Origin of the sequence: Flexivirga alba (assembly GCF_042661025.1) — a bacterium.
In the GTDB taxonomy this organism is placed as follows: domain Bacteria; phylum Actinomycetota; class Actinomycetes; order Actinomycetales; family Dermatophilaceae; genus Flexivirga; species Flexivirga alba.
In genome coordinates this window covers 745,749-769,546 of sequence record NZ_JBHSWH010000001.1, presented here as the reverse complement: position 1 = coordinate 769,546, position 23,798 = coordinate 745,749, and the positions used below count along the sequence as shown (strand labels likewise).

25 protein-coding genes and 1 tRNA gene are annotated in these 23,798 nt (G+C 66.3%); 10 read left to right on the top strand and 16 right to left on the bottom strand.

Going from position 1 to position 23,798, the window contains the following annotated elements; all coding sequences use genetic code 11:
* Positions 1–73 precede the first annotated feature (73 nt).
* The 3 genes from ACFQDH_RS03820 to ACFQDH_RS03810 are packed head-to-tail and all read right to left on the bottom strand — an operon-like array spanning position 74 to position 3,535.
* Entirely contained in the window at positions 74–1,417 is a 1,344-nt protein-coding gene (locus tag ACFQDH_RS03820; protein ID WP_382398623.1) for a dihydrolipoamide acetyltransferase family protein, read from the bottom strand.
* On the bottom strand, positions 1,410–2,423 hold the full coding sequence (locus tag ACFQDH_RS03815) for an alpha-ketoacid dehydrogenase subunit beta (RefSeq protein ID WP_382398621.1): 1,014 nt from the start codon (positions 2,421–2,423) through the stop codon (positions 1,410–1,412). The genes ACFQDH_RS03820 and ACFQDH_RS03815 overlap by 8 nt, the downstream gene beginning before the upstream one ends.
* Complete coding sequence (locus ACFQDH_RS03810) at positions 2,420–3,535, bottom strand: thiamine pyrophosphate-dependent dehydrogenase E1 component subunit alpha (protein WP_382398619.1); 1,116 nt, start codon at positions 3,533–3,535, stop codon at positions 2,420–2,422. Before ACFQDH_RS03810 ends, ACFQDH_RS03815 begins: the two co-directional genes overlap by 4 nt.
* Before the next feature lie 78 nt (positions 3,536–3,613).
* Between ACFQDH_RS03810 and ACFQDH_RS03805 the strand changes: the two genes are divergently transcribed.
* Together ACFQDH_RS03805 and ACFQDH_RS03800 are read left to right on the top strand one after the other, a co-directional pair.
* Positions 3,614–4,132 (top strand): Lrp/AsnC family transcriptional regulator, encoded by a 519-nt coding sequence (locus ACFQDH_RS03805; protein WP_382398617.1) that lies wholly within the window; start codon positions 3,614–3,616, stop codon positions 4,130–4,132.
* 85 nt (positions 4,133–4,217) lie between these two features.
* Entirely contained in the window at positions 4,218–5,156 is a 939-nt protein-coding gene (locus ACFQDH_RS03800) for a hypothetical protein (protein ID WP_382398615.1), read from the top strand.
* A 135-nt stretch (positions 5,157–5,291) separates the two neighbouring features.
* Here the strand turns inward: ACFQDH_RS03800 and ACFQDH_RS03795 are convergent, their stop codons facing one another.
* The gene (locus ACFQDH_RS03795; RefSeq protein WP_382398613.1) at positions 5,292–5,675 is read right to left on the bottom strand and encodes an ankyrin repeat domain-containing protein; all 384 of its coding nucleotides are present in this window, start codon (positions 5,673–5,675) and stop codon (positions 5,292–5,294) included.
* A gap of 56 nt (positions 5,676–5,731) precedes the next feature.
* The gene (locus ACFQDH_RS03790; RefSeq protein ID WP_382398611.1) at positions 5,732–6,058 is read right to left on the bottom strand and encodes a DUF4235 domain-containing protein; all 327 of its coding nucleotides are present in this window, start codon (positions 6,056–6,058) and stop codon (positions 5,732–5,734) included.
* A 227-nt stretch (positions 6,059–6,285) separates the two neighbouring features.
* Between ACFQDH_RS03790 and ACFQDH_RS03785 the strand changes: the two genes are divergently transcribed.
* On the top strand, positions 6,286–7,326 hold the full coding sequence (locus tag ACFQDH_RS03785) for a phosphatase PAP2 family protein (RefSeq protein WP_382398609.1): 1,041 nt from the start codon (positions 6,286–6,288) through the stop codon (positions 7,324–7,326).
* Here the strand turns inward: ACFQDH_RS03785 and ACFQDH_RS03780 are convergent.
* Positions 7,219–8,061, bottom strand: a complete 843-nt coding sequence (locus ACFQDH_RS03780) for a thioesterase family protein (RefSeq protein ID WP_382398607.1) — start codon at positions 8,059–8,061, stop codon at positions 7,219–7,221. The two genes, ACFQDH_RS03785 and ACFQDH_RS03780, sit on opposite strands and share 108 nt — an antisense overlap.
* 195 nt (positions 8,062–8,256) lie before the next feature.
* Between ACFQDH_RS03780 and ACFQDH_RS03775 the strand changes: the two genes are divergently transcribed.
* On the top strand, positions 8,257–10,500 hold the full coding sequence (locus tag ACFQDH_RS03775; protein ID WP_382398605.1) for a heavy metal translocating P-type ATPase: 2,244 nt from the start codon (positions 8,257–8,259) through the stop codon (positions 10,498–10,500).
* Between the two features lie 115 nt (positions 10,501–10,615).
* Here ACFQDH_RS03775 and ACFQDH_RS03770 read toward each other — a convergent pair whose 3' ends face one another.
* On the bottom strand, positions 10,616–12,061 hold the full coding sequence (locus tag ACFQDH_RS03770; protein WP_382398603.1) for a protein kinase domain-containing protein: 1,446 nt from the start codon (positions 12,059–12,061) through the stop codon (positions 10,616–10,618).
* A gap of 129 nt (positions 12,062–12,190) precedes the next feature.
* Here ACFQDH_RS03770 and ACFQDH_RS03765 point away from each other — a divergent pair, with 129 nt between their 5' ends.
* Together ACFQDH_RS03765 and ACFQDH_RS03760 are read left to right on the top strand one after the other, a co-directional pair.
* Entirely contained in the window at positions 12,191–13,501 is a 1,311-nt protein-coding gene (locus ACFQDH_RS03765; RefSeq protein ID WP_382398601.1) for an MFS transporter, read from the top strand.
* A 178-nt stretch (positions 13,502–13,679) separates the two neighbouring features.
* On the top strand, positions 13,680–14,699 hold the full coding sequence (locus ACFQDH_RS03760) for an SAM-dependent methyltransferase (RefSeq protein WP_382398599.1): 1,020 nt from the start codon (positions 13,680–13,682) through the stop codon (positions 14,697–14,699).
* 180 nt (positions 14,700–14,879) lie between these two features.
* Here ACFQDH_RS03760 and ACFQDH_RS03755 read toward each other — a convergent pair whose 3' ends face one another.
* Complete coding sequence (locus tag ACFQDH_RS03755) at positions 14,880–15,581, bottom strand: hypothetical protein (RefSeq protein WP_382398597.1); 702 nt, start codon at positions 15,579–15,581, stop codon at positions 14,880–14,882.
* 80 nt (positions 15,582–15,661) lie between these two features.
* Positions 15,662–16,126 carry a hypothetical protein gene (locus ACFQDH_RS03750; RefSeq protein WP_382398595.1) on the bottom strand — a complete coding sequence of 155 codons (465 nt, stop codon included), beginning with the start codon at positions 16,124–16,126 and terminating at the stop codon, positions 15,662–15,664.
* 575 nt (positions 16,127–16,701) lie between these two features.
* On the opposite strand from ACFQDH_RS03750, the gene ACFQDH_RS03745 reads away from it, so the two are divergent.
* Positions 16,702–16,959, top strand: coding sequence for a hypothetical protein (locus ACFQDH_RS03745; protein WP_382398593.1), 258 nt, complete (start codon positions 16,702–16,704; stop codon positions 16,957–16,959).
* Positions 16,960–17,091: 132 nt separating this feature from the next.
* Here ACFQDH_RS03745 and ACFQDH_RS03740 read toward each other — a convergent pair whose 3' ends face one another.
* From ACFQDH_RS03740 to ACFQDH_RS03730, 3 genes are all read right to left on the bottom strand, one after another.
* On the bottom strand, positions 17,092–17,688 hold the full coding sequence (locus ACFQDH_RS03740) for an RNA polymerase sigma factor (protein WP_382398591.1): 597 nt from the start codon (positions 17,686–17,688) through the stop codon (positions 17,092–17,094).
* A gap of 178 nt (positions 17,689–17,866) precedes the next feature.
* Positions 17,867–18,451, bottom strand: a complete 585-nt coding sequence (locus tag ACFQDH_RS03735; protein ID WP_382398589.1) for a membrane protein insertase YidC — start codon at positions 18,449–18,451, stop codon at positions 17,867–17,869.
* A gap of 64 nt (positions 18,452–18,515) precedes the next feature.
* On the bottom strand, positions 18,516–18,818 hold the full coding sequence (locus tag ACFQDH_RS03730; RefSeq protein ID WP_382398587.1) for a hypothetical protein: 303 nt from the start codon (positions 18,816–18,818) through the stop codon (positions 18,516–18,518).
* Positions 18,819–18,904: 86 nt separating this feature from the next.
* Here ACFQDH_RS03730 and ACFQDH_RS03725 point away from each other — a divergent pair, with 86 nt between their 5' ends.
* Both ACFQDH_RS03725 and ACFQDH_RS03720 read left to right on the top strand, forming a co-directional pair.
* A complete protein-coding gene (locus tag ACFQDH_RS03725) occupies positions 18,905–19,429 on the top strand; it encodes a mycothiol transferase (RefSeq protein WP_382398585.1) in 525 nt (174 codons plus the stop codon).
* Positions 19,430–19,524: 95 nt separating this feature from the next.
* Positions 19,525–20,271 (top strand): DUF4232 domain-containing protein, encoded by a 747-nt coding sequence (locus ACFQDH_RS03720; protein ID WP_382398583.1) that lies wholly within the window; start codon positions 19,525–19,527, stop codon positions 20,269–20,271.
* 20 nt (positions 20,272–20,291) lie between these two features.
* Here the strand turns inward: ACFQDH_RS03720 and ACFQDH_RS03715 are convergent, their stop codons facing one another.
* From ACFQDH_RS03715 to ACFQDH_RS03700, 4 genes are all read right to left on the bottom strand, one after another.
* Positions 20,292–20,666, bottom strand: a complete 375-nt coding sequence (locus tag ACFQDH_RS03715) for a thiol-disulfide oxidoreductase DCC family protein (RefSeq protein WP_382398581.1) — start codon at positions 20,664–20,666, stop codon at positions 20,292–20,294.
* Between the two features lie 169 nt (positions 20,667–20,835).
* Positions 20,836–20,925, bottom strand: a tRNA-Ser gene (locus tag ACFQDH_RS03710).
* 230 nt (positions 20,926–21,155) lie between these two features.
* On the bottom strand, positions 21,156–21,821 hold the full coding sequence (locus tag ACFQDH_RS03705) for a LytR C-terminal domain-containing protein (RefSeq protein WP_382398579.1): 666 nt from the start codon (positions 21,819–21,821) through the stop codon (positions 21,156–21,158).
* 59 nt (positions 21,822–21,880) lie between these two features.
* Positions 21,881–22,174 carry a type II toxin-antitoxin system VapB family antitoxin gene (locus ACFQDH_RS03700; RefSeq protein ID WP_382398577.1) on the bottom strand — a complete coding sequence of 98 codons (294 nt, stop codon included), beginning with the start codon at positions 22,172–22,174 and terminating at the stop codon, positions 21,881–21,883.
* A 71-nt stretch (positions 22,175–22,245) separates the two neighbouring features.
* Here ACFQDH_RS03700 and ACFQDH_RS03695 point away from each other — a divergent pair, with 71 nt between their 5' ends.
* On the top strand, positions 22,246–23,796 hold the full coding sequence (locus ACFQDH_RS03695; protein ID WP_382398575.1) for a helicase HerA-like domain-containing protein: 1,551 nt from the start codon (positions 22,246–22,248) through the stop codon (positions 23,794–23,796).
* Positions 23,797–23,798: the final 2 nt, after the last annotated feature.

The window sequence follows — 23,798 nt, the reverse complement described above, 5'->3', positions numbered from 1 at the left end:
TCATGCGCATCACGGGCGCGAGTTTACGTGGTCTGCGCGTCAGGAGGTATGTCGCGCGCGATCCGCCCGGCCGTCATACCTCGCCGAGCAGCAGCAGCGGCCGCTCGACGGCATCCGCGACGAACCGCAGGAAGCCGCCGGCCACGCCGCCGTCGCATACCCGATGATCGAAGGTGAGGCCCAGCTGCGCGACCTTGCGCACGGCGAGCTGACCGTCAATCACCCACGGACGGTCGATGATTCGGCCCACGCCCAGCATCGCGGCTTCGGGGTGGTTGATGATCGGCGTGCTGCCGTCGACGCCGAATACGCCGTAGTTGTTCAGCGTGAACGTGCCGCCGGTCAGATCCGCCGGAGACAGTGTGCCCTCGCGGGCGGCGTCAACGAGTTGGACCATGCGCTCGGCGAGCTGCCGGGTCGTCAGCCGGTCGGCGTCGTGCACGACGGGTACGACGAGACCGCGCGGCGAGTCCGCCGCAAACCCCAGGTGTATGGCGCCGTGGCGCACGATCTCCTGGCGTTCCGTGTCGACCGAGGAGTTCAGCTCCGGATATTTGCCCAACCCTGCAACGCAGATGCGACCCAGCAGGGCCAGCAGGCCGCCACGCTCCAAGCCGATCGCCCGCCGTGCCTCGACCAGGCCGGTCGCGTCAGCGTCGACCCAAGTCGTCGCGTCGGGGATCTCGCGCCGTGAGATGGTCAGCTTGTCCGCCACCATTCTGCGTATGCCGGTCAGGGCCACACGTGTGTCGCCAGTTGAAGCTGGTCGAGTGCCGGGGGAGCGCAGCGGAGCGGCGGGTCGAGTGCCGGGGGAGCGCAGCGGAGGAGGTGTATCGAGACCAGGTGTATCGAGACCAGGTGTATCGAGACCAGGTGTATCGAGACCCGCCACCGCCGATTCGACGTCGCTGCGGCGGATGACACCGTCGGGACCGGGAGTGACTGTCCGCAGGTCAAGGCCCTGATCGGCGGCCATTCGGCGCACGATCGGCGAGATCACCCTCGGCGCACCACCAGGCACTCGCGATGGGGTGGTGGGTGGGGTCGCGGTCCCCGCGTGCTGACGCCGGCGGGCGGCACGACGCCCGGACGAGCCGGAGCCGCCGACATCGGTGGTGCCGTAGCCGACGAGCACGGCGCCCGAGCCGTCTTTCGCGTCGCTGGTGGTTGCGGCGCTGCCGGAAGCAACTGTCAACAAAGGGGATCCGACCGCAATGGTGTCGCCCTCGGCGCCGTGGCGGGTGTGCACGCGGCCGGCATACGGGCATGGCACCTCAACGCTGGCCTTCGCGGTCTCCACGACGACCACGTGCTGGTCGATCGCGACCTCGTCGCCGTCGGTGACCAGCCACTCGATGATGTCCGCCTCGGTGAGGCCCTCGCCGAGATCCGGCAGGTTGAAGGTCTGCTCAGCCACGCGAGCTCACTCCCGCGAAGGTCAGGTCCGGCTGGTCGTCCCACTGCAGGCGGGCGATTGCGTCCAGAATGCGTTCCACACCAGGCAGATACGTCTTCTCCAGCATCGGCGCCGGGTATGGCGTCGGCAGCCCGCTGACTCGCGCGACCGGTGCGTGCAGCGAGTGGAAGCAGCGCTCGGTGACCCGTGCGGCGACCTCGCCGGAGACGCCGGCGAAACCTTGCGCCTCAGCAACGACGACGCAGCGGCCGGTGCGACGCACCGACTCGACGACGGTCTCGTCGTCGAAGGGCACGATGGTGCGCAGGTCGATGACCTCGACGCTCCAGCCCTCCTCTGCGGCGGCTTCGGCGGCCTTCAGTGCTGTCGGCACGGACGGGCCGTAGGTCACCAGCGTGACGTCGTCCCCGTCGCGGCGGACCTTCGCCTTGCCGAATGCCGGGCGTTTGCAGGGGAGTTCGATGTCCTGCTTGGACCAGTAGAGCGCCTTGGGCTCCATGAAGATGACCGGGTCGGGATCGTCGATCGCCTCGCGCAGCAGGCTGTAGGCGTCAGCCGCGTCGGACGGCGTGACGACCTTCAACCCCGGGGTGTGTGCGTAGTAGCCCTCGCTGGAGTCGCAGTGGTGCTCCACGCCGCCGATGCCGCCGGCATACGGGACACGGATGACCATCGGCAGGCCAACGGCACCCGAGGTGCGGTTGCGCATCTTGGCGACATGCGAGGTGATCTGCTCGAAGGCCGGGTAGGCGAACGCGTCGAACTGCATCTCGACAACAGGCCGAAACCCGGTGAGACACATACCGATTGCGAAGCCGACGATGCCAGCCTCGGCGAGCGGGGTGTCGAAGCAGCGGTCCTCGCCGAACTTCTCGGTGAGTCCGTCGGTGATGCGGAAGACGCCACCGAGGGTGCCGACGTCTTCGCCGAAGACCAGCACGTTGTCGTCTGCGGTCAGTGCGTCGCGCAGCGCGGTGTTGAGCGCGCCGCCCATCGTGACGGTCATTCTCCGACCTCCGCGTCGAGCTCCGTGCGAACCATCGCGCGCGCTTCTTCCAGTTGAGGTGTGCGCTGCGCAAAAACGTTGTCGAACAACGACATCGGGTCAACGGCGGGGTCGGCGTTCATCCGCTCACGCAGGTCGGCGGCCTTCGACTCGGCCTCGGCGTTCGTCGCGGCGACCATGTCGTCGTTGAGTTCACCTCGTGCTCGCAGCCAGGCCTCGACGCGTGCGATCGGGTCGCGATCGAGCCATGCGGTGACCTCGTCGGAGGATCGGTAGCGGGTGGCATCGTCTGCGTTCGTGTGTGCGTCCATGCGGTAGGTGTGCGCCTCGATGAGGAACGGTCCCTTGCCGCTGCGGCAGTGCTCGAGCGCGACGTCCATGACCGCGAGCACCGCGGCCGGATCGTTGCCGTCGACCTGCTCGGAGGGGACGCCATACCCAATTCCCTTGTAGGCCAACGACGGTGCCTTCGTCTGCTTGGAGAGCGGCACGCTGATGGCGTATTTGTTGTTCTGGACGAAGAAGACCACCGGTGCCTCGAAAACCGCAGCGAAGTTGAGCGCTTCGTGGAAGTCGCCCTCGCTTGTCGCACCGTCGCCGATGAAGGCCAGCGCGACGTGGTCGGTGCCGCGTCGCTTCTCGCCGTATGCCGCGCCCGCCGCGTGGACCAGCTGGGTCGACAGCGGGGTGCACTGCGCCGCGGTCTTGGTCGCGATCGGGTCGTAGCCGCAGTGGCTGTCGCCGCGCAGCAGGGAGAGCACCTCGATCGGGTCGATGCCGCGGGTCACCAGCGCCATCGATTCGCGGTAGGTCGGGAAGAGCCAATCGCCCTTGCCGATCGAGAGCGTGGCGCCGACCTGGCAGGCCTCCTGGCCGCGCGAGCTCGGGTAGACCGCGAGGCGGCCCTGCTTGGTCAGGGCTGTCGCCTGTATGTCGAAGCGGCGGCCGACGACCATCGCGTGCCACATCGCGCGCAGTCGTGCGGCGCTGGGCATCGGGTAGTCACGACGCGTGCCTGCCTGCTCGACCTCCGCGCCGGTCGGGTCGATCAATTGCACCGGGTTGGGCGACGGCAGCAGGGCAGCCGTCATCGCCTCGGCTGTGGTCTCCATCACATTATTGTCGCGCGTGCTTGGCATATTGCAGTGAATGATGGCGTCATACAAGACGTATGGCGCCATACTTGCTGTATGGCGAAGCAACCGTCCAAAACAAGCACGCGAGCAAGCCGCGCGACCGGACAGTCGGCGGAGCACCGTGTCCTCGACGACGTCGACCGGCAGATCATCGGCGCGCTGGAGCGGGATGCGCGGTTGTCGGTGCGGGCGCTGGCCGAGCAGCTGCACCTGTCGCGTGCGGCCACCTACGCCCGGCTCCAGCGGCTGCTCGACGACGGCGTGATCGAGGGCTTCACCGCCCGGGTGGTCCCGCACTTGGCCGGGTTGCAGACGACGGCATACATCGCGTTGCAGATCGAGCAGAACACCTGGCGGTCGGTGTCGGCCGCGCTGGCCGAGCTGGACTACATCGACTCGATCTCGTTGCTGGGATCGGAGTTCGACGTGCTGGCGCTGGCGCATGCACCGGACAACCAGGCATTGCGCGCGTTGGTGCTCGAGCGGATCCAGGCAATCCCCGGTGTCATCGGCACGCGAACCTGGTTGTCTTTCGAGGAGATTCGCGGCGCCGGCGCACCCTGGGCCAGGTGACAGCCGGGGGTGAGAAAGCGGTGACTCAGGAAACGTTCAGCCTTCGGTAAGAAGCTGCCCAACAAGTCCAAGGGGAGGTCGGGCATTGGAAGCGATCGGTCGCCGGCAGGTCATCGCGCTGGCGGGTGTCGGAGCCATGTCCGTGCTTGCGGGGTGCAGGGCAGTGAGCGCCGCGCCACCGGTTACCCCGGTCGTCGTCCCAGCATCATCTGCGCCCGCGCCGACTCTGCCGGCGAGCGTGGTCTACCGGATGGGAAACAGCTTCATCCCGGGCGCGTTGGCGAAGCGGCGTGACCTGCACAGCTTGACGAGCAAGTGGTCCGTGCTGGTGGGCGACATCAGCCTGCCCGACCTCCAGGACTGCCAGATGTATGTCGACACGGCGATCCCGATGATCGAGAAGCTCACCGGCATACACCTGGATCAGAAGTATCTGGTGATGTTGCCGAAGACGGCGGCTGAGTACGAGCACTGGTCGGGTGACCGCGGCGACGACCTCGGAGTCTTCCGGGAGCCGCTCGACGAAACCTGGCAGGGATGGGTTGTCATCAAATGCGCTGCTGCGATCGGCGAAGGTCGCACGCTGCTGGAGGACACGGGCTATCTGAACCATGTGATCCGGCACGAGCTCTTTCACGCGAACACCCTGGACGACGGAGTGAGCGGATATGGCACGCCCAAATGGGTCCTGGAAGGCTTCGCCGAATGGGCCGGTGCGACCGCCACGATCCTCTTCCCGCGCAAACCGCCGCTGCCCGTCCTGCCGAAGAATGCCGAGTTCTCCCGGGAGGGAACGACTTTCGCCTATGAGCGGTCGTTCATGTTCGTGTCGTACTTGGTCACGCGCTTCGGACAGCGTCAAGCGATCAGGTTCTACGAACGCGCGATCGACTTCACGTATGACACGACGGAGCAGGCCTTCCATGCTGTTCTCGGGATCTCGCTCGCGACTGCGACGAAGGACTGGGCGGCGCAGTACAAGAAGCAGGTCGCGAGGTTGTACGCGGAGATCCTCGGAACGTGACGCAGCCGACGCACAGCGATTGAGCGGACCCACAACGCATCGGATGGACCCACAACCACAACCGGATTGCGGGTCCGCTCCTGCCGGTTGGGGTCCTCTCGATCAAGGGAGAGGGGGCGAGCGAGCTGCCCAGCCTCAGCGCAGGAGGTCGCCGCGGCCGAAGAGTTCGGCAGTCGCCGCAGCTGACGGCGAGCCCGAGTCCACGTCGGCGCCGGCCTCCAGGAGCAACCACACAATGGTGTCCTCGCCCTTGAAAACTGCTCCTGCCAAAGGAGATTGACCGCGGTCGTTGAGCCGGTTGACATCGGCGCCGCGTTCGAGCAGGGCCGACACGACGGCTGCTTGCCCGTGGTAGGCCGCGAGCATCAGCAAAGTGTTGCCGCCGGAGTCGGCGAGGTCGACCGGCATACCGCCGTCGAGTTTGCCGAGGAGCGCATTGAGGTTGCCGCCGCGCACGAGGTCGCCGCAGGCAGCGGCGTGGTCCGCTGTTGCCGCATCGGCCGGGTTCGCGTTGCTCATAAGGCGACCCTAACTCACCGAAGCCGCCAGCATAAGTCGCCGAAATTCGGCGACCGTCAGGCCTTGGCGACCTTCTTGTCAGCCTTGAGCTGCGCGGCCTTCTTCTGTTGCGCCTTCACAACCGGCGGCGGCACGTGGCCGGAGGTCTTGGTGTAGAAGTCCGACGCCTTGCGCTGTGCGTAGGCCCGGAAGCCGCCGGCGATGGCGGACGAGACGATCGCGAAGACCGCGACCTGCATCGCGGAGTAGTCGGGGTCGTGCTTGTCGACGGGCGGGGTGCCGCCCGTCGCGGTTTTCCAGCTCGCCGTCGTCGCCTTCTTCGCGGCCTTGCCTGCGGCGATGCCGGACACCGTGAGAAGCACCTTGTACGCGATCCCAGCCATGTGGTTCCTTCTTCGTTCCGTATGCCGGCGCGGTCGTCCCACACCGCGCGCTGTCCTCCACTGAGCCTGCCACATACCCCGCGCCCGCGGCGAGACGTCGTCGCGCGGGAAGCGCCATACGAGCTTGTCCGGAGTGGCCGACGTACCACGCAGTGTTTGTTTACTATGTGAACAATGGTCGCCTCAGGGGAGAACAACGTCCCCACGTCGTTCTCCTCCCGGGTGTCTTGGGACACCGTCCGCTGGGGGCTCTCGGCCTGTATGCCGCCGTCCTCGTCGCCTTCTGCGCGACGTGGGGCGTGCCGATGGACCGCGTCGGACTCACCTTGTGGATCATCGCCGGACTGAGTGCTGTGTGCATCGGCAAGGGCTGGCTCGCCTGGGGCCGAATGATGCTGGACTGGCTTCCGTTCCAAGGGATCCTGCTCGCCTACGACTACAGCTACGGGGCGGCGTCGCACTTCACCGGTGGTCTCATCGCCGGTTTCCCCCAGGAGGGCGCGCACAACAGTGTCGGTATGCCGCTGCACGCATCCTTTCCGGTCGACGTCGACCGGTGGTTGTTCGGCGGCAACCTGCCCAACCAGTGGCTGCAGCAGCACCTGAGCGGCGCGGTGCACCAGGCGCCGTGGTGGTCGGTCTTCGTAACCCTTTGCTACTGCAGCCATTTCATGGTTTCGCCGATCGTCGCGGCGGTGCTCTGGATCCGTTCCCGTGATCGGTTCCGGGCCTGGGCGGCGCTGCTCGTCGGGCTGGCCGTCGCCGGGATCACGACCTACTTCCTCTTCCCGATGAGCCCGCCGTGGCTCGCGTCGCAGCAGGGCTACATCCACGGCCCCGAGGTGCTGCGCCTGTCCGGTCAGGGCTGGTCCTGGCTCGACTTCCACGGCGCGGCGCAGGTGCTGGGTGACGCCCAGGACCGCTCCAATCCGGTCGCCGCGATGCCGTCGCTGCACATGGCGACCGCGACGCTGGTGATCGGATTCTTCTGGTTCAGCGTGCGGCGCTGGGTGCGTCCGCTGCTCCTGCTCTACCCGGCGTTGATGGCGTTCTCGCTGGTCTACTCCGGTGAGCACTACGTGATCGACGAGATCGCCGGGGTCGTCTACGCACTCGTGCTGCTGACGGCCTGGCGGGTGTTGCGCCGCAGACCGCTGCACCTACCGCGACGACTGGGTGGCGTCGGGATCCTGGCGAGTTGGAAAGTGCCGGACCGTCAGGCACTGCTCGACCCGGCCGACCGGCCCGTGGACGTCGTTCAGCACTGACGACGTCAGCCCGAGTCCGGTGGGCCCGAAGGTCACGCTCGTGTCGAGGCCGATGAGGGTCGGGTCGGGCTCGCGAACGAAGTGCAGCGTCAGATCGACATTCGGGAACATCAACTCGGTGGGTCGCACCCGGGTCGCGATGCCGTTGGCCGTGTCCACCAGCATCGTGTATGCCGCAATCGGCGCTGCCTCGACGCCGTCGATGAGCTTGCAGTCGGTGCGGATCCACACCTGTCGCCGGCCCTCCCGGCCGCCCGGGATCGCTTGAAGCTGCAGGGAGCGGATGTAGCCGCCGGGCCACTCGAGGGAGCCGTCGAGCTTCTCACTGCCGGCCGGGCCGGGCATCGCAGGCAGTTCATTGCCGGCGACCTCCCTCATGTCGGCGACCGCGAGTCGCCAGGCGCGGGCCCGAATGATCGTGCGACCGCCGATGGTGAGCGTTGCCTCGAGCAGCTCGATGGTGCGGCCGGGACGGATCGTCTCGACGTGAATCGTGCTCTCCTGCAACGGGATCATCCCGAGGATCTCGAAGCAGATGCGGCCGAGCTGCATGTCGTCACGCCGGTCGTGCATCGCCAGCTCGTGTGTGATGAGTCCGCTGATCGGGGCCATGTGCTGCTCGGTCTCCTGCCAGGCACCCTGCACGTGGATCGTCGGCTGGTAAACGCCCTCGCGCACAGGGACGTAGTAGGCGAGCGGCGTGGCGTTGTCGGCGGCGGCGTTCAGGTCGGTCACGGGACAGCAGCGTAGGTGAGTCCTGCCCCGCCTTCCGATTGAGAGGCATACAACCGCATTGAGAGGCATGGAGAAATGCGGGATTTCGCCATGCCTGTGAATGCGTAGGTGTGCCTCTCAATCGGGTGGTGGTCGGGAGGAGCAGGATCGGAATATACCCGTGGGGGGTATAGTTGGCTGTAGCGGAGGTTAGAGATGACTATTGAGAGTTCGCCGCGCGAGGTCGAGCTGGGCATCACCGGGATGACGTGTGCGTCGTGTGCCATGCGCATCGAGAAGAAGCTGCGCAAGATCGACGGCGTCGACGCCACGGTCAACTTCGCCACGGAGAAGGCGAAGGTTGCCTACCCCGAAGGTGTTTCGACAGATGACCTGGTGGGCGCCATACAGGCTGCAGGGTATGACGCCTCGGTGCACCAGCCGAAGGGCCCGGCGACCGCGGGCGAGCCCGACGCCGAGCCGGAGGACGAGACCCCCGCACTGCGGCACCGGCTGATGGTCAGCTGGGCGCTCGCCGCACCGGTGATCGTGCTGGCGATGGTGCCCGCGTTCCAATTCCGCAACTGGCAGTGGTTGTCCCTGGTGCTCGCTGCGCCGGTCGTGGTGTGGGGCGGGCTGCCCTTCCACCGGGCGGCTTGGAACGGCCTACGGCATCGCGCGACCACGATGGACACGCTGGTCAGCATGGGCACGATCGCCGCCTTCGGCTGGTCGCTCTACACCCTCTTCATCGGCGACGCCGGTATGCCGGGGATGCGTCACGGCTTCTCGTTGACGACCCCGGCGGGCGAGGGCGCGAGCACGATCTACCTCGAGGCGGCTGCCGGTGTGACGGCCTTCCTGCTCACCGGCCGCTACCTGGAAGCTCGCTCCAAGCGGTCCGCCGGTGCGGCGCTACGAGCGCTGCTCGAGCTGGGTGCCAAACAGGTCACCGTGCTACGCGACGGACGCGAATTCACCGTGCCCGTCGAGGAACTCGCGGTCGGCGACCTTTTCGTGACTCGCTCCGGGGAGAAGATCGCGACCGACGGAGAGGTCGTCGAGGGCAACTCGGCAGTCGACAACTCCGCGATGACCGGTGAGTCCGTGCCGGTCGAGGTCGCTGCGGGTTCGGCCGTCACCGGCTCGGCGGTCAACGCCGGCGGCAAGCTGGTCGTCCGCGCGACTCGGGTCGGCGCCGACACCGTGCTCGCGCAACTCGGCCGGTTGGTCGAGGAGGCTCAGACCGGCAAGGCGCAGGTGCAGCGTCTCGCCGACCGGGTGTCCGCGATCTTCGTACCGGTGGTGCTGGTGTTGGCACTGCTGACGTTCCTCGGTTGGCTCGTCATCGGGGGTTCCACCGTCACGGCGTTCACCGCCGCGGTCGCAGTGCTGGTCATCGCCTGCCCGTGTGCCCTCGGAATGGCAACTCCGACAGCGCTATTGGTCGGCAGCGGACGTGGCGCCCAGCTCGGCCTGCTGATCAAAGGACCGGAGGTGCTGGAAAATACCCGGACCGTCGACACGGTGCTGCTGGACAAGACCGGCACCGTCACCACCGGCGTGATGCGGATGTCTCGCGTCATACCGGCTGCGGGGGAGTCGGCTGACGAGGTGCTCGCGCTCGCCGGCTCGTTGGAGCACGGCTCGGCGCACCCGATCGCCAAAGCGATCGCCGATGCGGCCGCTGAGCGCGGCGCACTTGCGGCGGTCGAAGGTATGACGGACGTGGGCGGCCTCGGCGTGGTCGGTCAGGTCGACGGACACGCAGTAGTTGTCGGGCGCCCGGCCCTGTTGCAGGACAACGGTATTGACCTGACCGACGAGCTCGCCGACGCCATGAGCGACGCGCAACGTGGTGGCGAGACGGTTGTTGCGGTCGGCTGGAATGGCGTGGCGCGCGGACTGATCGCGGTCGCCGACGAGATCAAGCCGACCTCCGCCCAGGCCGTCGCGGACCTGCGTTCGCTCGGGCTGCGGCCGGTGCTGCTCACCGGTGACCACGAGGCCGTCGCGCACGCGGTGGCAGACGCCGTCGGCATCGACGAGGTCATCGCCGGGGTGCTACCGGCAGACAAGGCGACCGTGGTGCGCGACCTGCAGGCCGAGGGCCGGGTGGTGGCGATGGTCGGTGACGGTGTGAACGACGCTGCCGCGCTCGCCCAGTCCGATCTCGGTATCGCGATGGGGACCGGCACCGATGTGGCCATCGAGGCCAGCGACCTGACCCTGGTGCGCGGTGACCTGCGCGGTGCCGCGGACGCGATTCGGTTGTCCCGCAGCACTCTTCGGGTGATCAAGTCCAACCTGGTGTGGGCGTTCGGCTACAACGTCGCGGCGATCCCGCTGGCGATGAGCGGCCGGCTCAGCCCGATGGTTGCAGGGTTCGCGATGGCGTTCTCATCGGTGTTCGTCGTGCTGAACTCGTTGCGGTTGCGCCGGTTTCGGCCGTTGGACTGAGTCCCCCATTGAGCCGGCCGAGGAGCGAGGGACGAGCGTCTGTCTCGATACGCAGCCTCGTACCTCGGCTGCTACTCGACCAGCTTGAGCGGGCTACTCGACCAGCTTGAGCGGGCTACTCGACCCGCTGGGGCGGGGTGCTCACGGACAGACCCAGGGCATCGACGAGCGCGGGGAGACCCGACTCCCAGCCGGCCGAGACGTTGCGGACCTTCCAGGTGTCGCCGCGCCGGTAGATGCGGGCGAGCACGGCAGCGCGCTCGCCGCTGAGCTCGGCGGGCAGGTGGAACTCCTCCCGCTGGCCAGAGCCCTCGGCATACAGGGTGGTGCGCAGGTCGGGCAGCTCGCCCAGTGTGGCCGGTTCGTCGACCGCCATACCGAGGACCACGGCGTGGACTTCGGGGCCGAGGGTTGCTGCGTCGAACTCGATACGGCCCGAATCCGACAGTCGCACAACGCCGTCGGCGGATCTGCGGTTGTTGAAGAAGACCAGGCTGTCGTCGCCGAGGGCGCGGTCGTCGGCGCCGAGCTCGCACGCGATCAGGTCGACGCTCGCGCTACTGGTGGACTCGATCCGCAGGGTCAGCGACGTGCCCGACAAGGGAGCGTTCTGGCCGCGCGACAACGTGAAGACCGCCTGGCGCCGGGGTGCACCGGCCGCCGTCGGTGGGAGGGGCGTCGTCGGCGCCGATTCGGGCAGGTGCGCAACGCGGACCGGCGAGATGCGGTGCGTGAGCATCGGCGTCGAACCGATGGCGGCCTGCAACTGCTCGGCCACCTCGACCGCACCGTGCGGCCTGGCCTCCGGATCCTTGGCGAGCATCGCATGCACGACCGCACGCAACGGCTCCGAGACGGTGTCCGGCAGGGTCGGCACCGGCTGTTGCACATGTGCCAGCGCGAAGCCGATCGCTGTGTCGGCCTCGAAGGGCAGATGGCCGACGAGCATCTGGAAGGCCACGACCCCGAGCGAGTAGAGGTCCGACTGAGCTGTCGCCTCCTTACCCATCGCGGCCTCCGGCGCCAGGTACTGCGGCGTGCCCATCACCTCGCCGACCCGTGTCATCGACGAGGCGTCCAACGCCCGGGCGATGCCGAAATCGGTCAGTTTCGCTACGGATTCGTCATCGACGACGATGTTGGCAGGCTTCACGTCGCGGTGCACGATGCCCTTGGAGTGTGCCGCGTGCAGCGCGTTGGCCGCCTGCACCAACAGGTGCACGGCGTCGATCTCCCGCATTGGTGCGGTCCGCGCGATCACCTTCGACAGCGGGTCGCCGTCGACCAACTCCATCACGAGGAACGCCGTGCCGTCGTCCTCGCCGTAGTCGTAGACCTGCGCGATGTTGCCGTGGCTGAGCTTGGCCGCGTTGCGAGCCTCGATTCGGAAGCGCGCGACGAATTCCGGGTCGTCGGTCAGATTGGTCCGCAGCAGCTTGATCGCGACCGGTCGCTCCAGCACGGAGTCGGTGCCCCGCCATACCTCGCCCATGCCGCCGCCGGCGATCCGCGAGGACAGCACAAAGCGGCCGCCGACCTCGGTGCCATCGGTGCGTTGCATCCCTCGAACCCCTCCACGCGCGTTTGGTGTGCAGCCTAACGACGTCCACGAGGTGTGCACGCGTTCCATCCGGACGGTGGTTCGACATACATTGAGTGCCGAAAGATTGACGTGCGATGGAGGAGGACAGTGAGCGGCCTGCGCGGGATGTTCGCCGACACACGGCCGTTGCAGGTGCCCGCCTTCCGGCGGCTCTGGAGCGCCAACATCATCACCGTCATCGGTGCTCAGCTGACCGTCGTCGCGGTGCCGGCGCAGATCTACGCCGAGACGCACAGCTCGGCATATGTCGGACTGACCGGGGTCTTCGGGCTGGTGCCACTGGTGATCTTCGGGCTGTATGGCGGGGCGCTCGCCGACGTGATGGATCGTCGGCGGCTGCTGATGATCTCCACCGTCGGGCTGATCGTGTGCAGTGCGCTCTTCTGGGTGCAGGCGATGATGCACGTGAACAACGTGTGGGTGATCCTGTCGCTCTTTGCGGTGCAGCAGGCGTTCTTCGCGGTGAACCAGCCGACCCGCTCGGCGATCCTGCCGCGGCTGATCCCGCTGGACCAACTGCCCGCCGGCAACTCGCTGAACATGACCGTCATGCAGTTCGGCGCGATCGCCGGGCCGCTGGTCGGCGGTGCGCTGATCCCGGTGCTGGGCTTCCAATACCTCTATCTGACCGACACGATCTGCCTCTTCGCAACGCTGTGGGCGGTCATCGCCCTGCCCGCGATGCCACCGACGCACGATGGCACGTCGAAGGCCGGATTACGTTCTGTCATCGACGGATTCATCTATCTGCGCGGTCACAAGGTGCTGCTGATGTCGTTCCTGGTCGACATCATCGCGATGACGTTCGGTATGCCGAGGGCACTCTTCCCGCAAGTTGCGCACGAGAGCTTCGGCGGTCCGACCGACGGCGGCCTGGCATTTGCGTTGCTCTTCGCCGCCATACCTGCTGGAGCGGTGGTGGGCGGGATCTTCTCCGGCTGGGTGTCCCGCGTCGAGCGGCAGGGCTTGGCCGTGGTCTGCGCGATCGTGGCCTGGGGTGCGGCGATGGTCGTCTTCGGGATCGGCGTCGGGTTGGCCGACGGCAGGGCCGACGTGTTCCTGCTGCTCGCGCTCGCCGGACTGGTGATCGGCGGCGCCGCCGACATGGCGTCCGCGGCGTTCCGGTCCACGATGTTGATGGAGTCAGCGAATGACGACGTGCGTGGACGACTGCAAGGTGTCTTCACGGTGGTCGTCGCCGGTGGCCCGCGGGTGGCGGATGTCGTGCACGGCGGTGCCGCCGCCGTGGTCGGCACCGCTGTCGCCGCGACCGGCGGTGGCGTGCTGGTGATCGTGCTCGTGCTGGTCGCGGCTGTCGTCATACCCGTGTTCGTGCGGTACCGCGTGGCACGCCCGACGGCCGCTGCCGCCCCGTTGCCGGCCCCGCCCACACCCTGACCGACCCTCTTCGCCCGCGCCCCGACCGCCCCCTCTTCGCCGAGAGGACACCCAATGACCGAAGGGACAGGGAAATCCGCTCGAATTGGGCCCGAATCGGGCCTGTTTGCGTGTCCTCTCGATGAACGGGTGTCCTGTCGGTGGGGATTGGGTGGGTTGGGGCTGGGAGGATGGCGTCGTGGAACCACCTGTGCTCTTCTCCGTCGCGCCCGACTACTACCGCTTCGCCGTCGCCGAACTGCGTGCGGCGCTGGACGTGACCAAGGTGCAGCGGGTCGGCCCGGACGCCGGTGTCGCGCACCTCGGCTCCGGCACGCTGCAGGAGGTTTCGGATGCGTGCTGGGGCGGTGAGTTGCCGCTTGTCCGCCATCTCGCGCGAGCCGATGCTGTGCGCGGCGCGGGCAGCTTCGACGCACCGGCGGATCTTGCCGAATGGGCGGCCAGTGTTCTGCTGACGTCGCTCGAAGTCGGCGACGAGATCAGCTTGCACACCTGGGACAGCGGCGACGCCGAGTTTGCGCCGGGTAAGGTGCGCCGGCCATTGCTGGAAACGTTGATGGACAACGGGATTCGCGTGGTGACGAGCGGTGCCGACAAGGTCGGGAGCGTGTGCTTCGGCACCGACCGGATCGCGGCCGGCGTCAATCCGAGCGCGCTGTCACTGTGCGACTGGCCCGGCGGTCGGATCCGCCTGGCGACCGTGCCCGAGCAGGTGTCACGCGCGGAGTTCAAGCTCGAGGAGCTCTTCTCGTATGTCGAGGCGCCGACCGGCGAGGCTGCTGTGGACTTCGGTGCCAGTCCGGGCGGGTGGACGAGAATCGTGCATTCGCAGGGGTTTCGGCAGGTGCACGCGGTGGATCCGGCGGCACTCGATGATCGCGTGTTGGCGCTCGGCGGCGTCATACATCACCGGCAGACGGCCGGCGACTTCATCAAGGAGTATGACGGCGACGCCGTCGACCTGATCGTCAACGACATGCGGATGGTGCCGCAGCTGACCGCGCACACCATGGTGGACGCGGCACGGCTGCTGCGACCCGGTGGTCAGGCGGTCATCACCCTGAAGCTGGGCACGAACAACCCCGAGAAGCAGATCGACGATGCGCTGGAAGTGCTTGTGGCGGCATACGATCCGAGCTTCATGCGACAGCTGCAGCACAACCGGCACGAGGTGACAGTGGTGGCGACCCGGCGCTGACGTGCCCTCACGCCGCCGGCGCGAGACTCCGCAGGTGGCGCCGCTCCAGCGTAGGAGTCCGTGCCTTGTGCCGCTGCGGCCCGACACTGGTCTCCACTGTTAGAAATCGACCAAATAGAGGTGGCGTGAGTAACGCTGGGATATTCACGCCACCTTCTATGGTCGCTTCTCAGTTTGCGGCTAGCTGCACGGTTCTCCGGCTGAATTGGCGGCGAAGCTCTGTCGCGGTGCCTCCGGCTTTGAAGAATTCAACAGGTTTTGAACCGCGTACGCCGACTTACCAACGGTCAGCGCGTAAACGGTGCCATCCATCGGCGCACTGGAAAGCGTTGTCCGTGCTTGTGTCGCGGCCTGAACCGTTCCTTCCATCTCACCCTGTCCAACAATTTCATCGTCATAGGGCAGCGTCGAGGCGGCGCCAAGGCCGCGCCAGCCAGCTGGGACTTTGTCGCCGGGCGAGCAGCGCGCATCAGTCCACTCAAGCGCCATGATGTACGTGTGCCCGACTTCCATGCGTGACGCGTCGGTGATGCCAAGCTCTTGGCGGTCATTCACGTCGCCGTTGCCGAACTTCCAGCCAATGGCGGTCTGCTCGAATTTCGCCGGAAGATCTCGCGGGGCGCTGGTCTTTGACCACAGAACGTTACCAACATCGAGAGTCACCGATCGCAGGATCATGCCCTGCCCTTGGCCCAACTCGGTGTCGGTCGGCGGCAGCTCGCGTTCTGCGGAAATTGTGACGACTGCGATGTAGTCGGCATATGTCGTCCAGTCGGCCGCTGTCTCGTTCGGCAGTCGGTCCGCACCTGACCCCAGCTGAACGTGGCTGGCACCCGCCGCCGCGGCCCGCTCGGAGTGGTGCCCGATCAAGAGGAAGGTCATGAGTGCTGTTGCCAACGCTGCCGCGGCACACGCGACCACCGATTTGGTGACTCCCGCTTTGATTTTCATTATTCCCCCGATCAGTAGTAAGCGTTGATGTTGTTTCGTTGATTTGCGCCAAGAGGCGTCAAATCATCGGTCGGCGTTTCCATACAACCGAGAATAGAGTCCCGCTGATTGCGTCGAGGATACGCATCAGCCCCATGGGTGAGGCCCACGGCGTGGCCGGTTTCGTGACAACTCAAGCCAGGTTTGTAGTATCCGCCACCCTCGATACGGACTACCGTTTGGTCGCACACATAGGTGGCGACGGGGTCGTCGCACCAGGTATAGCCGTTGTAAGATCCGGGAACATCGCCCTCTTGATACAGAATGTCGGTTTCACCAGTACCTGTAAGCTTTGGCGTGCTGTCGTAGTAGATTTGAAGATCGGTCGGCGAGTACTGTGATGCGAGCATGTTGCGCACCACCGATTTGTCTCCTGCTTCAAGCTCCAGAGATCCGCTTGAATTCATGTAGTAGTAAACTTGATTGTTGTCTGTCAAGCAGACTGGTCCGTACCCGGGACCACCCTTATTGCATGGGGTGTGGTAATTCCCGGTCGGAACCAAATTGTCGGTCGAATCTGCGAACGCTTTGCCTGCCGCTCCTCCGGCAATGGCACAACCCAAGACTGCTCCGGCCGCGACTACGCGCACTCTTCGAACATGCATCGAAACCTCCCCGTTCTCTCCTTTGTGGAAAAGAACGGTCCTCTGCGTTTCAACATCCGTCAAGGGAATCTGAAAAAAACCTGAGAGCAGCGACTCCCGGTCGGACCGGTGGCTCCTCAGCTCATCGACGGACCGGCTTGCTGGCTCACCCTGTCCCCGGACTGGCAGGTTCCGTCGGCAGCGACGGGCATGACGTCGTGGAAGCAGCTCCCAGCGAATCTTGGATGAGGTGTCGTGTCCACGTCAGTTGTTTCCCTTGGAAGGCGTTGACCGCGTGAGATGGCTTCGTGGGGATGATCACTAGAAATCGCCCTCCGACCTTCCAAGTGGGCCAGACGCCATCAAGCTTCGGATTTCGGTCAGAGAACTCGAGTGTGGATGGCCCGTGAGCCGGACGGATCCACTCGGTGACCCGCATCGTCACGGTTACCCGCGGTGAGTTTGCTCCGGCGATCTTGACGACATCGGCAACCGCGACTGCCCGAGAGCAGGCGATGCCCTCGGCGATTGTTTGCCCACGCTCGTCGCCGGCCGGCCCGTCCGACACAGAAGAGGCGCCAGCAACCGTTGAGTCACCGGAGCGATTGACCAGCAGTGCCGTGCCGGCACAGCCGACCAGCACCACAGCGGCTGCTGCGCTGATCACTGTCCACCGCATCCGGTGACCCGAAGATGCTTGGCCGGCTCCGTGTTGCGGCTGATGTTCTTGTATTGCTGGCTGCTCAGCCGATGCCGTAGCGATCAATTTCAACGCGCCGCGGAGGCGACGTTCCTCGTCGGGCGTCAGTTCGTCATCATCATGCATCGCGACGACCTCTCTTCGTATTGACCGAATCTGTGACAGCAGTGCCTTCCGTATCACTGAGACAGTCGCGGAGCATCAGCGTCGCTGAGTGCAAACGGCTCTTGACGGTGCCGACTGGTACCGACAGCCGATTGGCGATCTCGGGCACGGTCATGTCTGCCCAATACCGCAGGGTGATGACCTGCCGGTGCGAGGGACTGAGCAACTCAAGAGCGGCGGCCACCATCAGCGCGGTATCGCGATCGTTCGACGTGCCGGAGAGGCGGCGATCCGACCAGTACTGGTCGAGGGTGGACGCAAGCTTCTCCTGCACCCGTGCATCCCTCGCGCGGCGGCGGTGCCAGTCGGCGGCAACGTTCGAACTCACGACGGTGAGCCACGCTCGCACCTCACGGACACTGTCGCTCTCGCCTGCCGCCTCGCGTGCTTGTGTCTCAAGAAGCTTGAGCCGAACAATCTGCACACCGTCGTCGAGCTCGGCCCACGGCACGCCGCCCAGCGACAGCACCGCGCGCACGAGGTCAGTGTCCTCAGCCTCGATGTCCCTCGGTCCCTCTTCCCCAGGAACCGGTTTGATCAGACGCAGCATCTGCGGCCGTCCATCACCAACGGGTTTGCACATGTCTCGCCTCCCTCTCCTCCAATGACGCGCGAACCTGGCGAACCGTTCACCTGTGCAGTCAGTGAGCTATCGCGATAGGCCGCCATGGCGATGCTGTCATGTCGGCCGGGATGGGTGGTGGTGGCGACCCGGCGCTGACCTACCTTCACGTCGCGAGTGCGAGGCCGCGCAGGTGTCGCCGCTCCAACAGACTCCAAGTCGAAGTGGTCAACAGGTAGAACATCGCAGCGAGCGGCATCAGCGCGGCGAAGACGACCGACCCGAGCGAGAGGTATGGCGCCACCCGCTGCATCCGGGCCGCAACAGCGGCAACCTCCGGCGGCTGCCCGTCGGGTATGACGAGGGCCGACACATGTGCGCGGGCATCGAGGACTGTCAGCCAGGCGACCGCGGCGATCAGGATCAGCAGTCCGCCGAGGACGAACAGCCCCGGGAGCCCGACGCTGAGCAGATGCCCGGCCATCGGTGCGCCCAGCAGTGACTGGTCCAGCAGGAGATTCTGCTGGCCCGCGATCACCGGGCTGGTGAAGAGGCGGTAGATCGTCGCAAAGACCGGAGCCTGGGCGAGCGCGGTGAGCAGCCCCGGTCGCCGCATCAGCGGATGCAGCGCGAGACGGGTCAGCAGGGTGAGCGCGACCACCAGTGCGGCGGCCGGGACGTGCTCGGCCAGCGGGCCGATGACGTCATACAAGAGGTGGACGAAGGGGTCGAGCAGGGCAACGACATGCATGATGAAAGAGCCTCCGGATCAAGGGAATTGAGCAGGGTGATCGGAGGTGGCCCCAACGGTTGGATCAGGCCAGGGCCACCGGGGTGGCTCCTGGGGCTCTCGGCCGGGGACGGCCGGCTGCGTCCGGATGCGTGCTGGTGAGTATGACGCCGGGCGCCCTCGCCCGGTGCGGTCCCACGTCGGCTCGGGTGACGGCCGTCGGCAGCAGTAGGTGAAACGCCGAGACGACCAGCAGTGAAGCGGCCAGTGCGACACCGATCAGCAGCGGTGCCTGGCCCGGCTCGGCGACGACGGCGAGGAGTCCGAGCAGGACCGCCATACCAGCGAAATACGCGCGGGCGCGGTGCATGGTCTCGGTCGCTCTCACAGGTGTCAGTCTCCGTCATACGTGCGCCGCGGACAAGGCACCCCTGGTTCGCCCAGGTGCCCGGAACGCGTGGTTGGGTGGATGACATGGCTGAGACGGCAGATGTGGCGACCGAGATCCTGACCGACGCTTTCACCCGGGTGCGCGACGGGCTGCCTGCGCAACTGGACGGGTTGACCGCCGAGCAGATCCTCTGGCGACCAGCCCCCGATGCCAACTCGATCGGCTGGCTGGCGTGGCACCTGGCACGTGTCCAGGACGACCACCTTGCCGGAGTCGGTGACATCGAACAGGCCTGGATGAGTGGCTGGTCCAAACGATTCGGGCTTCCGTATGACGAGCGGGCGTTCGGCTACGGCCAGTCCAGCGAGGAGGTCGGCGCGTTCTCCGTGACCGACGTTGCGTTGCTCACCGGTTACCACGCCGACGTGCACGAGCTGACCCTCAAAGTGTTGCAAACACTGAAGACTCACGCCGACTACGAACGCATCGTCGACGAGCGGTGGGACCCGCCCGTGACGGCAGCGGTCCGCATCACGTCAGTTCTCGGCGACATCACCCAGCACTTTGGCCAGTTGGCTTACGTGCGAGGGCTGTTGGGGCAACGCTGAACATTCCTTTAACAACCTGCTGCCGGGGCGGCGCGTCCTATCAGTGAGAGGTCGATCGGCGAGCGATCGACCGGGAGCCTCCAGGGATGACCACGATGAATCGCACATCAGTAGTTACGGGTCTCACTGCAACAGGCATCGGTATGACGCTGCTCCTCACAGGCTGTGGATCGAGTGGCTCCGCTTCTACTGGCGGCAATTCGCTTTCGCCGGCGATGGACGCCGACTCGACAAGCTCCAGTCCGGCGCCGACCGTTGCCGGCAGCTCGTCGGTCGGCAGCGCATCGAGCACGACATCGTCGCCGGCCAAGTCGGCTCCGCCGACGCACACCAGCGGATCGGGCAGCAACCGAACCGCGACGGCGATGCCGCCGGCCGTCAAGCCGTCGAGCACGTCCTCCGCGGGCGACAAGCCGGTCGCGTTGTGCAGCGTCGGTCAATTGCGGATCTCAGTGGGCGGCGGCAACTCCGACATGCAGGGATCACACCGGTCGCTGCGGTTCACCAACATCAGCAACACGGTCTGCAAGCTGACCGGCGCTCCCGGAGTGTCCTACCGATCGGCCAGCAGCGGCGGCCATCAGCTCGGCAAGCCGGCGCAGCGGATCGTCGGACATCAGCCGATCGTATTGATTCCCAACGCGACTGGGTCGGCGGGTCTCTTCATCTCGTCGGCGCCGCGCAAGAGCGACTGTGCGAAGGCGACCGCTCCCGGCATACGTGTCTATCCGCCGGACTCGTATGCCTTCGCCTTCGTCGCGCTGCCCGAGGTGACCTGCACGTCGGGCGGGCCTTACCTCAAGGTCGGCCCGATCTTGCCAGGCCCGAACCACACGGTATGACGCTAGGCCCTGCTGTTTGATCAGCTCGGCGCGCTCGGCGGCAGTGCGCAGGCCGGTGTGCCACCGGGGAGTTGGTGGCGATGCTTCGCGACCCAGGCGTAGGTGGGTTTCGCGATCCGGTCGATGCCGGGCAAGGTAATGATCCGCCCGACCACCCGCAGCGGCGCCGGACCGGTTTGCAGGGCAGCGGCGATGGCTTCGGGCCCGTAGACGACCGAACCGTCGGCATGGACGAACGGCATTTCGACGACCGCTCGCTCCGGCGAGACTCCGAGTGCATCGAGATCGACCGACTGCAGGGAAGCGACTTCGACCTTGAGGTGCAGTCGCGGGGCGAATCCTGCTGCCTTCGTGCAGAAGCCGCAGTCGGCGTCATACAGCAGGGTTGGCTTCATGTGAATCACGCTATCTCGCCGGCGGGCGAAGCCTGGAAGGTGTCTCCCCAGGGCTTGGCGGTGGTGGGAGCCGTCGGCTCGCTCGTCCCTCACAAGCCTCCTCCCAAATCCCGCTGTCTCCAATAAAATTGAGAGACCCGACGAAACTGGTGTCGGGTCTCTCAATTTTTGGCGGTGGCGGTGGGATTTGAACCCACGGTGGAGTTGCCCCCACACAACATTTCGAGTGTTGCACCTTCGGCCGCTCGGACACGCCACCGCCGAAGAGGCTACCTGACCACCTTCGTGACGCCAAAACGAGGTCTCGGTCTCGATACGCGGCTTCCCCCGCTGCGCTCCTCCAGCCGCTACCCTTCGAGACGCCCGTTCGTCCCTCACGGGCTCCTCAGGGCGACGCTCGACCAGCTTGGTGGGCACTACCCGACGGTCCGCGTGACGCCAAAACGAGGTGCCGGTCCGCGCAGCTGGCGCTGACAGCCCGTCGAGAGGTCAACGGATGTCGTGAGTTCTGCGACTGAGGGCATCTGTCGACCTCTCGATGACGGGAGCGGTCGGTTCTGTCTCGATACGCGGCTTCCCCCGCTGCGCTCCTCCAGCCACTACCCTTCGAGACGCCCGTTCGTCCCTCACGGGCTCCTCAGGGCGACGCTCGACCAGCTTGGTGTGGATGCCGCTCGGCCCCTCCGGGGTGCTACGGCGCGGGGCAGCCGGGCGGCGGGGTGACGGTGGTGGGGGTGCGGACCGGACAGCCGGAGCCTGGTCGCCGAGCACCAGGTCGACCGAGTCGTCGGTGCGGCCGTCCAGGACCAGCTGCGCGCCGGGCACGTACTTCTTGACGAATTCGGTGGCGTTCTTCTTGCCCTTCGGCCCGAACCTGACCTGGCCGACGCCCTTCAACCGCTCTTTGTAGGGGTCGTTGCTGACGGTGCCGACGGTGAAGCCGTGCGTCGTCATCGCGATGCCGGTCTCCTTGGCCTGACTGCGGTCGGAGGCGTTGTAGATGTTCAGCACGAAGATCGACTGGGGTGGGGGAGTCTGCGTCACATTGCACGACGAGGAAGCGGTCGGGGCCGCCTGGTTGCGCCCGTTCATGTACGTGACGGCATACAAGAATGCTCCGAGCACCATGGCCACAGCCACTGCGATGACGATCATTGACCGGCGGTGCCTGCGGCGCCGTGCCTGAGCGAGGCCGCCGTCCTCGCGGACGTAACTCACAGCACTAGGACCCGTGCGTGCAGCACGGGCCGTTGTTGCAGCGCTGCGCGCAGCGCCCGGTGCAGTCCGTCTTCAAGATAGAGATCCCCCTGCCAGGACACGACGTGCGCGAAGATGTCGCCGTAGAACGTGGAGTCCTCCGACAGCAGCGTGTCCAGGTCGAGCGTGCGTTTGATCGTGACGAGTTCGTCCAGCCGTACGACACGCGGTGAAACCGTGCGCCAGTCTTTCGAGCTGACCAGACCGTGATCCGGGTAGGGTCGCCCCTCGCCCACCGCCTTGAAGATCACCCGGCCAGCTTAATGGCGACCTGACGCAGAACCCTTCGGCCATCGGCGTGGCGCGACTATTCTCGGTCAATGTGACTGAATCCACTGCTGGCGGACAGCTTGACCAGATCAAGAATGGCTACTCCTTCGAGGGGGCGGTGATCGAGCTCGGCGCTGCCGTCATCGACGACACTGCACACGCGGACACGCCGATCCGACTCCCGATCTCGATGATGAACCGGCACGGCCTGGTCGCCGGAGCGACCGGCACCGGCAAGACCAAAACCTTGCAACTGATGGCGGAACAACTGTCCACCGCGGGCGTCCCCGTATTCCTTGCCGACATCAAGGGCGACGTCTCGGGCATCGCTTCACCCGGCGAAGGCGGCGACAAGACCGAGGCACGCGCCAAGGACGTCGGCGAGGACTGGAAGGCCACCGCCTTCCCGACCGAGTTCCTCTCCCTCGGCGGCAAGGGCAAGGGTGTGCCGATCCGGGCGACGATCACGTCCTTCGGTCCGACGCTGCTTTCCAAGGTGCTCGGACTCAACGACACGCAGGAGTCGTCCCTGGGCCTGGTCTTCCACTACGCCGACAAGCGCGGCCTGAGCCTGCTGGACCTGAAGGACCTGACCGCGGTCATCCAGTTCCTCACCTCGGATGAGGGCAAGGAGGACCTCAAGGGCCTCGGCGGGCTTTCCTCGTCGACGGCCGGCGTCATACTGCGCAACTTGATCGCGTTCTCCGACCAGGGAGCCGACGCGTTCTTCGGCGAGCCGGAGTTCGACACCGCCGACCTCACTCGTATGGCGGAGGACGGCCGCGGCATCGTGACCTGCCTCGAGGTGCCAGGTGTCCAGGACAAGCCGGCACTTTTCTCCACCTTCCTGATGTGGCTGCTGGCCGACCTCTTCCATGACCTGCCCGAAGTCGGAGACGCTGACAAGCCGAAGCTGGTCTTCTTCTTCGACGAGGCGCACCTGCTCTTCAACGACGCGTCGCAGGCGTTCCTGACTGCGATCGAGCAGACGGTGAAGCTGATCCGCTCCAAGGGCGTCGGCATCTTCTTCGTCACCCAGACGCCGAAGGACGTGCCCAACGACGTCCTCTCCCAGCTCGGCAACCGGGTCCAGCACGCGCTGCGCGCCTTCACCCCGGATGACGCCAAGGCGCTGCGGGCGACCGTGCAGACCTTCCCGACGAGTGGCTATGACCTCGAGAAGCTGCTGACGTCGCTCGGCACCGGCGAGGCCGTCGTCACCGTCCTGTCCGAGAACGGCGCACCCACGCCGGTCGCCTGGACCCGGATGCGCGCGCCGCTGTCCCTGATGGCTCCGTCGCCGGCCGAGACCATGGACGGCATCATCGCGAAATCGCCTCTCGCGCCGAAGTATTCGGAGGCGGTCGACCGGGAGTCGGCATACGAGATGCTCAACAAGAAGCTCGCCGGGGCCCCGGCAGCGGGCGATGGCGAGAACGCGCCGGCGGAGGCCAAGAAGGCCGAGCCGAAGAAGAAGGAAGCGCCCGGCATGGTCGAGCAGGTGATCAAGTCGTCGGCGTTCAAGTCGGCGCTGCGGTCGGCGGGCACGGTGCTCGGCCGCGAGATCACCCGCGGGATATTCGGGACGGCTCGTCGGCGCTGAGC

What these genes read in the sequence shown, in the direction of transcription:
- ACFQDH_RS03815 (WP_382398621.1), bottom strand. Translation starts at nt 2,423, where the DNA reads ATGACCGTCACGATGGGCGGCGCGCTCAACACCGCGCTGCGCGACGCA.
- ACFQDH_RS03810 (WP_382398619.1), bottom strand. Translation starts at nt 3,535, where the DNA reads ATGGAGACCACAGCCGAGGCGATGACGGCTGCCCTGCTGCCGTCGCCC.
- ACFQDH_RS03805 (WP_382398617.1), top strand. Translation starts at nt 3,614, where the DNA reads ATGGCGAAGCAACCGTCCAAAACAAGCACGCGAGCAAGCCGCGCGACC.
- ACFQDH_RS03795 (WP_382398613.1), bottom strand. Translation starts at nt 5,675, where the DNA reads ATGAGCAACGCGAACCCGGCCGATGCGGCAACAGCGGACCACGCCGCT.
- ACFQDH_RS03790 (WP_382398611.1), bottom strand. Translation starts at nt 6,058, where the DNA reads ATGGCTGGGATCGCGTACAAGGTGCTTCTCACGGTGTCCGGCATCGCC.
- ACFQDH_RS03775 (WP_382398605.1), top strand. Translation starts at nt 8,257, where the DNA reads ATGACTATTGAGAGTTCGCCGCGCGAGGTCGAGCTGGGCATCACCGGG.
- ACFQDH_RS03770 (WP_382398603.1), bottom strand. Translation starts at nt 12,061, where the DNA reads ATGCAACGCACCGATGGCACCGAGGTCGGCGGCCGCTTTGTGCTGTCC.
- ACFQDH_RS03755 (WP_382398597.1), bottom strand. Translation starts at nt 15,581, where the DNA reads ATGACCTTCCTCTTGATCGGGCACCACTCCGAGCGGGCCGCGGCGGCG.
- ACFQDH_RS03740 (WP_382398591.1), bottom strand. Translation starts at nt 17,688, where the DNA reads ATGCTGCGTCTGATCAAACCGGTTCCTGGGGAAGAGGGACCGAGGGAC.
- ACFQDH_RS03735 (WP_382398589.1), bottom strand. Translation starts at nt 18,451, where the DNA reads ATGCATGTCGTTGCCCTGCTCGACCCCTTCGTCCACCTCTTGTATGAC.
- ACFQDH_RS03725 (WP_382398585.1), top strand. Translation starts at nt 18,905, where the DNA reads ATGGCTGAGACGGCAGATGTGGCGACCGAGATCCTGACCGACGCTTTC.
- ACFQDH_RS03720 (WP_382398583.1), top strand. Translation starts at nt 19,525, where the DNA reads ATGAATCGCACATCAGTAGTTACGGGTCTCACTGCAACAGGCATCGGT.
- ACFQDH_RS03715 (WP_382398581.1), bottom strand. Translation starts at nt 20,666, where the DNA reads ATGAAGCCAACCCTGCTGTATGACGCCGACTGCGGCTTCTGCACGAAG.
- ACFQDH_RS03705 (WP_382398579.1), bottom strand. Translation starts at nt 21,821, where the DNA reads ATGATCGTCATCGCAGTGGCTGTGGCCATGGTGCTCGGAGCATTCTTG.